This window comes from Actinoplanes sp. CA-015351 (assembly GCF_050955685.1).
Lineage (GTDB): Bacteria > Actinomycetota > Actinomycetes > Mycobacteriales > Micromonosporaceae > Actinoplanes.
Map to the genome: position 1 here is coordinate 3,490,631 of NZ_CP192102.1, position 11,190 is coordinate 3,501,820.

Annotated in this window: 10 protein-coding genes; 6 read left to right on the forward strand and 4 right to left on the reverse strand. The window is 71.2% G+C overall.

Going from position 1 to position 11,190, the window contains the following annotated elements; all coding sequences use genetic code 11:
• Positions 1 to 12 precede the first annotated feature (12 nt).
• Positions 13 to 405 carry a winged helix-turn-helix transcriptional regulator gene (locus ACQP2E_RS15715; protein ID WP_433832274.1) on the forward strand — a complete coding sequence of 131 codons (393 nt, stop codon included), beginning with the start codon at positions 13 to 15 and terminating at the stop codon, positions 403 to 405.
• On the opposite strand, the gene ACQP2E_RS15720 is transcribed toward ACQP2E_RS15715, so the two are convergent.
• Both ACQP2E_RS15720 and ACQP2E_RS15725 read right to left on the reverse strand, forming a co-directional pair.
• Positions 402 to 809 carry a RidA family protein gene (locus ACQP2E_RS15720; protein WP_433832276.1) on the reverse strand — a complete coding sequence of 136 codons (408 nt, stop codon included), beginning with the start codon at positions 807 to 809 and terminating at the stop codon, positions 402 to 404. The genes ACQP2E_RS15715 and ACQP2E_RS15720 overlap by 4 nt on opposite strands.
• Before the next feature lie 95 nt (positions 810 to 904).
• The gene (locus ACQP2E_RS15725; RefSeq protein ID WP_433832278.1) at positions 905 to 1,369 is read right to left on the reverse strand and encodes a hypothetical protein; all 465 of its coding nucleotides are present in this window, start codon (positions 1,367 to 1,369) and stop codon (positions 905 to 907) included.
• Positions 1,370 to 1,773: 404 nt separating this feature from the next.
• Here ACQP2E_RS15725 and ACQP2E_RS15730 point away from each other — a divergent pair, with 404 nt between their 5' ends.
• A complete protein-coding gene (locus ACQP2E_RS15730) occupies positions 1,774 to 1,986 on the forward strand; it encodes a hypothetical protein (RefSeq protein WP_433832280.1) in 213 nt (70 codons plus the stop codon).
• A 26-nt stretch (positions 1,987 to 2,012) separates the two neighbouring features.
• On the forward strand, positions 2,013 to 2,201 hold the full coding sequence (locus ACQP2E_RS15735; RefSeq protein ID WP_433832282.1) for a hypothetical protein: 189 nt from the start codon (positions 2,013 to 2,015) through the stop codon (positions 2,199 to 2,201).
• 14 nt (positions 2,202 to 2,215) lie between these two features.
• Here the strand turns inward: ACQP2E_RS15735 and ACQP2E_RS15740 are convergent, their stop codons facing one another.
• The gene (locus ACQP2E_RS15740) at positions 2,216 to 2,464 is read right to left on the reverse strand and encodes a hypothetical protein (protein WP_433832284.1); all 249 of its coding nucleotides are present in this window, start codon (positions 2,462 to 2,464) and stop codon (positions 2,216 to 2,218) included.
• Positions 2,461 to 2,610 (reverse strand): hypothetical protein, encoded by a 150-nt coding sequence (locus ACQP2E_RS15745; protein WP_433832286.1) that lies wholly within the window; start codon positions 2,608 to 2,610, stop codon positions 2,461 to 2,463. The genes ACQP2E_RS15740 and ACQP2E_RS15745 overlap by 4 nt, the downstream gene beginning before the upstream one ends.
• Between ACQP2E_RS15745 and ACQP2E_RS15750 the strand changes: the two genes are divergently transcribed.
• The 3 genes from ACQP2E_RS15750 (at position 2,578) to ACQP2E_RS15760 (ending at position 11,104) form a co-directional block, all read left to right on the forward strand.
• Complete coding sequence (locus ACQP2E_RS15750) at positions 2,578 to 2,997, forward strand: amidohydrolase family protein (protein WP_433832288.1); 420 nt, start codon at positions 2,578 to 2,580, stop codon at positions 2,995 to 2,997. The two genes, ACQP2E_RS15745 and ACQP2E_RS15750, sit on opposite strands and share 33 nt — an antisense overlap.
• Before the next feature lie 229 nt (positions 2,998 to 3,226).
• Positions 3,227 to 6,772 carry a glycoside hydrolase family 9 protein gene (locus ACQP2E_RS15755; protein ID WP_433832292.1) on the forward strand — a complete coding sequence of 1,182 codons (3,546 nt, stop codon included), beginning with the start codon at positions 3,227 to 3,229 and terminating at the stop codon, positions 6,770 to 6,772.
• A gap of 111 nt (positions 6,773 to 6,883) precedes the next feature.
• A complete protein-coding gene (locus ACQP2E_RS15760) occupies positions 6,884 to 11,104 on the forward strand; it encodes a polymorphic toxin-type HINT domain-containing protein (protein WP_433832294.1) in 4,221 nt (1,406 codons plus the stop codon).
• The last annotated feature ends 86 nt before the right edge of the window (positions 11,105 to 11,190 follow it).

Consider the following 11,190-nt stretch of genomic DNA (forward strand, 5'->3'; position numbering starts at 1 on the left):
GGAGAGAGTGAGATGGGAACACGGCAGGAGATCAGCGTTCTCCCTCCGGAGGCTGACCTCGCCCGGGCGGACTCGCTGGCGCGGGAGATCTTCTCGGACGTGGCAAACAAATGGGCTTTCCTGATCATCGAGTTCCTGGGGCAGCGCACCATGCGTTTCAGCGAGCTGCGCAACGAGGTCGGCGGCATCAGCCACAAGATGCTCACCCAGAATCTGCGGATGCTGGAGCGTAATGGGCTCGTGGAGCGCGAGGTCCACCCCACCATCCCGCCGCGCGTCGAATACACACTCACCGAGGCCGGCAATGCTTTGCGTACGGTGGTCGACGGCATGTGCGGCTGGACCCAGCGCTACCTGGGCCACATCGAGACGTCCCGCAGCCGTTTCCGCGACCCGGCCGGCTAGTCCAGAACGGCGACGGCTTCCACCTCCACCAGATGCTCCGGCACGTCCAGTGCCACGATGCCGAACAGTGATGCCGGTGCGGCCGGGGTGACGCCCAGCTTCGCCGCGGCGCGGGCGATCCCGTCCAGCAGCAGCGGCATCTGCTCGGGCTGCCAGTCGACGACGTGCACGGTCAGCTTCACCACGTCGGCGAAGGTCGCGCCGACGCCGGCCAGGGCGGCGCCGACATTGAGGTAGGCCTGCTCGACCTGGGCGGCGAGGTCACCCTCGCCAACTGTCGTGCCCGTCTCGTCCCAGGCGACCTGGCCCGCGACGTGGACCAGCCTTGATCCGGTCGCCACCGAGACCTGCCGGTAGATCGGGTTTTCCGGCAGCCCGGTCGGGTTCACCAGATTTACGGCCATGACGCGCACCTCGCACTCTCTTATGGTTACTGAGAAACCCTAAGAGATCTGTGCTGAGCAGCGGAAGAACGCACTTTTTAGTGACTCGGTCACTGTCAGGTAACCGCCACGGTGTCAGGCGGCCCGATCGCATCTAGTCGGACTGACGCCGCGCCGGGCCGGCCGACCCGCCACGGCCGGGTACCGGCCCGGACCGGGACGCGAGCGGCACCCGCGACGGCGACGCCGAGCACCACCGAGGCCAGGCCGGACGCGTAGAGCAGGTAACCCGGGGCCACCCCGGCGGCACCCACCACGATCGGCTCGTTCTGCGGCCCGCGCTGCACGGTGCCCGGCCGCAGCAGCACATCGAGGGCCCGGAACCGAAATTGGACCGCGAACACCGTCGTGGCCAGGACGAACGTGAGCCGCAGCGCAGGCGGCAACCGGCGTCCCTCAGCGAGGCAGAACGTGGCACCGGCGCCCACCACGACCAGTACCAGCACCGCGCCCCGGCTCTGCGCCGGCGGCAGCTCGGCGAGGTGCCGGGGCTCGCTGGACCAGGGCAGCAGCAGGGACACTAATGCCGTGCGCAGTGCTGGTCTATCCGCCGGCCCGATCTGCAGGACCGGCGGACGGTCCCCTACACCGGGGCAGCGGACACCACGATCGCCGGATCCCGATCCGGGCACACCCCGCTGCTGCTGTGGGCGGCACTGTTCGAACACGGCCTGGACCTGCACGCACACCGTGCCCGGCAAGCGCGTGACCTCGCCGCCTACACCGCCGACGCCCTGCACCGCATCGGCTGGCCCGCCGACCGGCTGCCACTGGCTTTCACCGTCACGCTCCGCCAGCCCCGGACGCTGCCACGGCCGTGGGTGTTCGGCGGCGACGAACACGTCGGCCGGATCATCTGCATGCCCGGCATCGACCAGGCCTGGATCGACGAGGTCGTCACCGACCTGCGATCGGCAGGGTCCTGATGGAACACCAGCCGGACAAAGCCACCTACTACTGCCTGAACTGCGACAAGGACTGGCCGTGCGACCCGGCCCGCGAATACCTGCTGACGTCGACACCAGACCCGGTGCAACTCGCGATGCGGCTGCGGATCGAACTGGAGGACGCCGCGTATGTGCTCGCCCACGAACCGCCGGTCGTTCTGTTCGACCGCTTCCTGAAATGGTCCCGATAGATTGCGCGAGGCGACAGGAGAACGCCATGTCCGACACCGATCAAGACCCGCTGCGGCAAGCCGCAGCACGGATCGCCGACTTCTGGTCACATCGCGGGTACGCCTTCGTCGAAGACGACCAGTTCGAAGGACTCGCGACAACGCTGAGCGCATTCCTGTGCGTCGCTCGGGTTCCGGTGAACGATACGGTCACCGCTGACCTGGCGACGAAGTGACGCGATCGGCGTCGTCAGAGATCGCCCGGTTCGAATGGCGCAGTCAGATCGCGGCCGTAGGTGTCGTGCGCCTGGTCCTCCACCTGTTGCCGCTGCTCGGGCGTCAGCTCGGACTGCCACCGCTGGTATCGAGTGATGCCATCGAGCAGCGGCCCGGAGTACGCGGAACTTCGGGCGACATCGTTGAGGTTGATCTGGCCGTCGAGGAGGTTGCCCACCATGGCTTGCAGCCGGATCGAGGCGGGCTCGACGGTGAAAGTCACTCGTAGACCAGCCCGACCGTGACCACCGTTCCGATCATGATGGCGATGCCGGCCAGGGTGAGCAGCCCGCAGCGCCGCCACAGGGCGGCGAGTCGCTGCGGGTCGGAGGTCCGGTGCAGACGGATCGCGTCGGCGGCGGCTGGCACGTACGCGCCACGACGTTCATCGGCGCGCACGCCGGCTGCGCGGCCGAGGACCTCGGCTGGGTCGACGCCATGCTGCGCCGGCACCCCTACTTCCACATCGACCTGGGCGGCCGGCTTGCCGAACTGGGTCGGCAGCCCCGCGCCACCCGCCGGCTGATCCTCGACCACCCGGACCGGGTGCTGTTCGGCCCGGACGCGTTCCCGGCCACGCGCGAGGCTTTCGAGGTCTACTGGCGGTTCCTGGAGACCGAGGACGAATGCTTCCGGTACGCCCCGGGCTCACCGGTGCCGCCGTACGGCCGCTGGGACATCTCCGCTATCGGCCTGCCCCCGCAGGTGCTGACCCAGGTGTACACCACCAACGCCGACCGGCTGCTCCACCAATGACAGCAGACGTACTCGGCAAGGAGGACAGCGGAGACGGCCAACGTCGACATCCGGGCAGGTGCCGGTGGCAGAGACGACTGGAGAGGCTTTGCAGGCCGGTCAGCGAGAGGACCTCCATCCGGTCATGGTCGCACCCCGCGGTGCGGCGGCGGAGGCGCGCTCGCGGGCGATCGTAAAGCTGCTTTCTTGATATCGTGCGATGGCCTACCCCATCGACAGATGGACATTTATGAGATCCTTACGAGCGCGCCCCGCCATCGCCCTCGTCACCGCCCTGCTGGTTGTCGCCGGTCCGGTCGCCGCCGCCGCGACACCGGCCGCCGCGGCCGTGACCTCGTACATTCGCCTCAACCAGGTCGGATACCCCGCCGACCAGCCGAAGATCGCCTACCTGCTGGGCACCTCCGCGCAGGCCGGCACCGCGTTCTCGGTGATCGCCGCGGACGGCAGCACCGCGGGCAGCGGCACCGTCGGCGCCAGCCGCGGCTCCTGGAACACCGCCTACACCGGCGTGCTGCCGATCGACTTCTCGGCCGTGACCACACCCGGCCGCTACACGATCCGGATCGCCGGCGTCACCGACTCGCCGCCGTTCGACATCAAGGCCAAGGCCGACCTGTACGCACCGGTCGCCGGCACCATGACCCAGTTCTTCCAGACCCAGCGCGACGGCGCGAACGTCATCGCGGGCGCGCTCGGCCGCCAGCCCTCCCACCTGGCCGACGCGTCCGCGACGGTCTACCAGGTACCCGCCTACGCCGGCACCGAGGACTGGGACGACACCATCGACGGCGGGCTCACCCCGATCAGCGGCGCCGCCAAGATCGACGTCGCCGGTGGCTGGTTCGACGCCGGTGACTACCTCAAGTTCACCCACACCACCGCGTACGCCGTCAGCGCACTTCTGCTCGCCCAGCGCTCCGGAAGCGCGGACAGCGCCCGCGCCGCCGAGATCGACCACGCGATGAGCTGGCTCGACAAGATGTGGGACGAGAACACCGGCGTGCTCTACGCCCAGGTCGGCATCGGCGGTGGCAACGAGGAGGGCGACTTCATCGGTGACCACTGGGCCTGGCGCCAGCCGCAGGCCGACGACGCGGTGACCGACCCGGCCGGCACCGGCAGCTACTACCTGCGCTACCGGCCGGTGCTGCGAGCCAACGCGCCCGGCGCCACGCTGAGCCCGAACCTGGCCGGCCGGGTCGCCGCGGCATTCGCCCTGTCCGCGCAGACGCACGCCACCAGCGACCCGGCCCGCGCGCAGGCCGAGCTGAACACCGCCGCGGCCATCTTCGCGAAGGCGCAGACCACCGGCGTCGGCGAGCTCGTCACCTCGTTCCCGCACGGCTACTACCCGGAATCGACCTGGCAGGACGACCTGGCGTTCGGCGCCACCGAACTGGCCCTGGCCGCGAAGGCGCTCGGTGACAGCCGCGCCGGCGCCTGGCTCACCCAGGGCGCCAGCTGGGCGAAGGCGTACCTGGACGCGGGGGAGCGGGACACCCTCAACCTGTACGACGTCAGCGGCCTGGCCCTGACCGATCTGGTGACCACGATCGCCGGCATCGGCGGCTCGGGTCTGGCCGTCACCGCCGACCAACTGCTCGCCGACCAGCGCACCCAGCTGGACGCCGCGGTCAGCCGGGCCGAGGCCGACCGGTTCCGGGCCGCCGCCGACTACACCAACTTCGACGCCACCTCGCACGCGCTCGGCCTGATCGCCCAGGCCGCCCGCTACGACGCGGTCGCCCCTGCCCCGCGCTACGCCGGGTTCGCGCAGTCGCAGGCGAGCTGGGTTCTCGGCGGCAACCCATGGGGGATCTCGCTGATCATCGGGGCGGGGACGACGTACCCGGGCTGCCCCCACCACCAGATCGCCAACCTGAACACCTCGGGCGCGATCCTGGCCGGCGCCGCCGTCAACGGCCCGAACGCCGAGGACGTCTTCGACGGCCTGGAGGCCGGCGACACCCGCCCGTGCCCGGCGAACGGCGCCGACCCGTACGCGGCGTTCACCGGCAACGGCGCCCGGTTCATGGACGACGCCGATGCGTGGATGAGCGTGGAGCCGGCCATCGACTTCACGTCGACCGGTCTGCTGGCGTTCGCGCTGCTGGGCGCCGGTTCCTCCGGACCCGGGCCGGACCCGGACCCGGAGCCGGTGGTCAAGCGCGACACCATCGGCGTGCACCGGCCGTCCAACAGCACCGCCTACCTGCGCACCAAGCTCGAGGCGGGCGCCTCCGACATCCCCGGATTCGTCGTCGGCGCCTCCGGTGACGTGCCGCTGGTCGGTGACTGGGACGGTGACGGCGTCGACGGCATCGGCTACTGGCGGCCGTCGACCCGGCAGTTCTGGCTGCGCAACGAGCTGTCGGCCGGCGAGCCCTATCGTTTTTACACGGCGGCCTGGGCCACCACCGCGGACATTCCGCTGGTCGGTGACTGGGACGGCGACGGCGACGACACGGTGGCCACCTGGCGGCCCGGCGATCAGACCGTCCGGATCCGCAACAGCCTGACCAGCGGCGCCGCCGAGATCGGGGTGAAGTTCGGGTCGTCGACCGACACCATCCTGGTCGGTGACTGGAACGGCGACGGCTACGACACCCTCGGCTACTACCGGCCGTCGACGCGGCTGTTCGCGCTGCGCGACCAGCTCCTCGGCACGGCCAGTCCGGAGATCACCGCGACGTACGGCAGCACCGGCGACAAGCCGCTGATCGGTGACTGGGACGGCGACGGCGACGACACCATCGGCGTGTTCCGGCCAACCGGCCATCAGTGGCATCTGCGCAACAGCAACATCAGCGGCAGCGCCGAGATCTCGTTCAACTACGGCCAGGACACCGACCGCCCGCTGGTCGGCGACTGGCTGGCCGACACCACCGGCACGCCGGCACAGGTGGCGGCGGCGAACGGCTTCTACGCCGACCCGAACTTCGCCGCGACGCAGTGGGTGAACGCCAACCCCGGCGACGCGCGCGCCGCGACGATCCGCACGGCGCTGGCCGGCAAGGCCGGGGCGGCGTGGTTCGGCAACTGGAGCGGCGACATCCGGGCGGCGGTCGACGCGTACGTCAGCGGGGCCGCCGCGGCCGGGCGGGTGCCGATCCTGGTCGCCTACAACGTGCCCGGCCGCGACTGCGGCGGCGAGTCCAGCGGCGGCGCCGGCAGCCCCGCCGCCTACCGGCAGTGGATCAGCGACTTCGCCGCCGGAGTGGCCGGGCGGACCGCGATCGTGATCGTCGAACCGGACGCGGTCGCGCTCATCGACTGCCTGACGGAGGCCGAGCGCGTCACCCGGTTCGGGCTGGTCGCGTACGCGGTGAACGCCTTCAGCGGCCGCACCTGGGCCTACGTCGACAGCGGCAACGCCAGCTGGGTGGACGCCGACACGATGGCCGCCCGGCTGGTCCAGGCCGGGATCGGCAGCGCCCGCGGCTTCGCCGTGAACGTGTCGAACTTCTTCACCACGGCCGAGTCGTCGGCGTACGCCGACGCCGTCAACGCCGGTTTGGCCGCGCGCGGGCAGACGGCCAAGCCCTACGTGGTCGACACCAGCCGCAACGCCGCCGGCGGGACGGCCGGCGACTGGTGCAACCCGGCTGGCGTGAAGCTGGGCGTGACGTCGCGGGTGAGCACGTCCGGCCCGGAGTTCCTGCTCTGGATCAAGGTGCCGGGCGACTCCGACGGCGACTGCGGCCGGCTGCGCGGACTACCGGCCGGCACGTTCAGCCCGGACCTGGCCACCTGGCTGATCAACGGGACCTGAGTTCGGCAGGCCCTCCTCATCGGGCGGAGGGCGCGGCGCGTGCCAAGCAACAGCGCGTCATCAATGGACAGCGGCTGCCGTTCATGTCGGGGGCCAGGGGAGGAGCGCGGCGTGGGACTGTCGTTCAGGAGTGGGCTCGCCGTCGTCACCGCGACCACTGTTCTCGGCACGCTCGCGGTGGAGCCACAGCCGGCCGCCGCTATGCCGGCCCGCGCGCCGGCCGCCGCCGCGACAGCCGGTGACCTGCGCGCGCGGGCGATGACGGCCTGGCGGTCCGGTGGCCCGGAGGTGCAAGCGGCGGCTGAGCGGGCGTTGCTCGGCACCGACGCCGACCTGGCGGTCTTCGTCGACACCGAGGGGGAGCCACGGCAGGCGACCGACGAGCGGCTGGCGATCACCCGGATGATCTCCGGTGGCGGGCCGAGCGTCCGGCAGGCCGGCCAGCAGGCGCTCGCCTCCACGGACCCGGACGCGATCGGCGAATTCCTCGAGGTCGGCTGGGAGCAGGCCGAGGCGGTCGACCAGCGGATCCGGGTCAGCCAGGTGATGGACGCCGGCGGCGCCCAGGTGAAGGCGGCCGGCCAGGCGGCGCTCACCAACGGCACGCCGCGAGCACTCGACACGTTCATCGAGTCCGGATGGCAGAAGCCGTACGAGGTGGATCAACGAGTCCGGATCGTCCAGATTCTGACCGGCGCCGGCGCGGAGGTCCGTCGGCTCGCCCAGCGGGCGCTGCAGACCGGCACGATCGACGCGTACGCGCAGTTCATCGAGGTCGAGTGGGCGGTCGGGGCGGCCCGCGACCAGGAGACCAAAGCGATCACCGACCTGGCCGGGGCGGCCACCGCGGCCGCTGAGGAGGCCGCCGCACAGACGGTCGTCGCTACCGAGCAGGCGCAGCGGGCCGCGGCGTCGGCCGAGGCGGCGAGGAAGGCGGCCGAACTCGCCAAGGCCGCCGTCCAGCGGGCCCAGAGCGACGCGATCGAGGCGGCGGCCGCCGCGCGGCAGGCCGCCGACGCCGCCGAGAACGCCGCGAAGGCCGCCCGCGAGGCGATCTCGGCGGCGAACGCGGCGACCCGCGCGGCCCAGGTCGCGGCGAGCGCCGCGGCGCGGGCTGCGTCTGCCGCCACGTTGACGCAGCGGGCGGCGTCGCGAGCCCAGCAGGCAGCCGCGAACGCGGCCACCGACGCCACCAAGGCAGGAACGGCCCGGGACGCCGCGGTGGCGGCCCGCAACGCCGCGCAGACCGCGAAGAAAGCAGCCGATGCCGCCGGCAAGGCCGGCGATGTGGCCCGGCAGGCGCAGTCCGCCGCACGTTCCGCCGGTTCGGCGGGCGCCCAGGCGGTCCTTGCGGTGCAGGCCGCCAACGAGGCGGTGGCGCTGGCCCAGCGCACCGGGGTGAACACGTCGCAGGCGGTCGCCGCCGCGAACCGGGCCCGGGCCAATGCCGAACGGGCGAACCGGGCCGCCGCCGCGTCGGCGACCTTTGCCGGGCAGGCCGCGGACGCCGCGCACCGCTCCCGGGACGCCGCGTTGAGCGCGGTCGTCGCGGCCACCGCCGCTGCTGCGGCGGCCGACGAGGCTGCCGCGCACGCCGGTGAAGCGGCACAGGCGGCCGCACGGTCCACGGCGGCGGCCAACGCCGCGACCACTGCGGCCAACCAGGCGGTGACCGCCGCCGAGCAGGCGCACCAGATCTACGACCAGGCCCGGGCCGCGGAGGCCGAACGCCTGGCGGTGGCGCTGGCCGAGGGCCGGGCGGCGGCTGCCGAGGCGGTGCAGGCCCTCGATCGGTACGAACAGAAGGCTGCCGCGGACTCCCAGGAGGCGACGAAACGCGGTGCCGAGGTCGACGCGCTGATCGCAACCGCGAACAACCCGGCCACCCCGCGTACCGAGGCAGTGCCGGCCGCCCGGAAAGTAGCGCTCGCCCTCACCCGCGCGCAGGGAACGTGGACCTCGAAGGCGGCGATGGACGCCTTCGCCGGCAGTGACGACGTGGTGCTCGCGTTCGTCCGCGACGGCATCGACCGCACGGCCGCGCAGGACGACCGGGTGATGGTCGCCAGCCTCGCCGCCGAGGGCAGCGAAGCGTTCGCGGCCGCCGCCGAGACGGCGCTGACCGGTACGGACGCACAGGTGGCGGTGTTCCTGCAGGAGCAGGACTACCCGCAGCGGGCACAGGAGGACCGGTTGGCAGTCACCCGGGTGCTCACCGCCGCCCAGGACGCCGGCGACACCGTACTGGCTCAGCGGGCGCAACAAGTGCTGGCGGCCGGCACGGCCACGGTCAGCCGGCGGTTCCTGACCGTGGAGCAGTTCGACCTGGCCGCGATCGGCGACCGGGTCCGCGCCACCCAGCTGTTGGAGGACGACGCCAGCGGCCCCGAGGTCCGCGCCGCGGCGCGGATCGCCCTGGAGAACACCCCGGCCGCGCTGCGCAACTTCCTCGATCAGGGACAGCACGACGCACGGCAGGCCGACCAGGAGGCGGCCGCGCACGAAGGGCAGATCCTGGCACTGCTCGCCCAGGCGGACACCGCCGCGACCACGGCCACCCAGCAGGCGCAAGAGGCGCAGGCGGTGGCGGCGACCGCCCGTGGCAGCGCCGCCGAGGCAGCCCGGTACGCATCCCAGGCGCAGGCCTCGGCCCAGACCGCGGCCGGCTACGCGGCACAGGCGATCGCGTCGGCGGACCGGGCCCAGCAGTCCGCGGACAGGGCGGCGGCCTCGGCGAAGACCGCGGCGCAGGCGGCCGCGACCGCGACCGCGGCGGCGAACCGGGCGGCCCGCTCGGCGGCCTGGGCCCAGGACTCCTACCGCCGCGCCGGGTACTGGGCGGAGCAGGCCTACGAGTCGGCGGTCGCCGCGCGCAAGTCCGCGATCGCGGCCGGCAAGTCCGCGCAGGAAGCGATCGACGCCTATAACACGGCATACGACGCGGCAGTGAGCCTGGCCGAGGACGAGCGCCGCGCCGAGAACGCCCGCCAAGCGCTGATCTGCCAGGCGGAGAACATCCCCGGTACCGAGGCGTACCAGAACTGCAAGTACCACGTGACCGACTCGGACAGTGCGAAATTCGGCAAGGCCATGGTCAACGCCGAGATGTGTCACCTGCTAGCGGCACCGGGAAGCATTTATCACAAGAACTGCCTTTACGACACGTTCAACCCGAATTTCGGGCTGAACCGGCAGATGGACTTCGCCCAGCTTTACAGCCAGATGATGCTCAGCTTCGCGATAGGCACCGCCGCCGTGCTCGCCGTCTTCCTCACCGCCGTCGCCTGCAGTGAGTTGTGCGGCACGGCGTTGGCCATCATGGGCGGCGCCGAGGCTCTGATGGGCGTCGGCGGCTTCGTCGACCTCTGGCTGACCTCACAGCTGGTCAACGTCGCGGCCGGGGTCACGGCCAGCACACGCGCACTGATCGAGATCAAAGCGCTGTCCGGACTGCGAATCCCGGCCATCTTCCAACGGGTCACCGTTCGCAACCAGGCGGACAAGGCGCTGCTCGGACGCTACACGCTCGGCCTACGACGCTGCCTGACCGGCAACAGTTTCACCTCGGACACGCCGGTACTGCTGGCCGAGGGCGGATCCCGGCCGATCGGGCAGGTCAGGGAGGGCGACCAGATCCTCGCCACCGATCCGCTGACCGGTATCTCCGGTCCGCAGACGGTGACCCGGACGATCTCCGGAACCGGCGAAAAGGATCTGGTCGAGATCACCGTGGACGGTGGCACGGTCATCGCGACCGCCAACCATCCCTTCTGGGTGGCCGGACCGGACCGGTGGGTGACTGCGGGCAAACTGCAGGACGGGCATTTGCTGCGGACAAGCGCGGGGACCTGGGTTCAGATCGCCGCGTCGGACCGGGACCGCACGACAGCGACAGTGCACAACCTCACGGTCGCCGGCACGCACACCTTCTATGTGCTCGCCGGCAACACCCCGGTCCTCGTACACAACACGGGCGGCTGCCCCATATCCGGATTCAAGACCGGGATCAGTGCGGATGAAGTGGACGACATAAACAGGAGCTTCGGTGGCGATTTCCTGGTGAACGGGTCCTTCGACAACACGCTCATCAACGTCGGCCGGTATAACAGCTTCTGGGACAAGTTGGCTGTCGTCATTCGCGATATCGCCGGAGGCCACATGTACGACAACGGCAACAAGCGAACCGCCCAGGCAGTAGCCGAGCAGCTCCTGCAGCGCAACAACATCGTGAGTGGTCCGACCTCGGCCGAACTTCGTGATGTCATCGACCGCGTGGGCAAGGGTCAGCTCAGTAGCGTGGAGGACATCTCTGCAGCACTTCGAGGATTCTAGGAGCCTGTGCATCCGTGATCGAGCAGATGATGCAGCGCCTGGCGGAGGCCGGTGCCACCGTCATCGTCAAGATTGACCACGAGCGT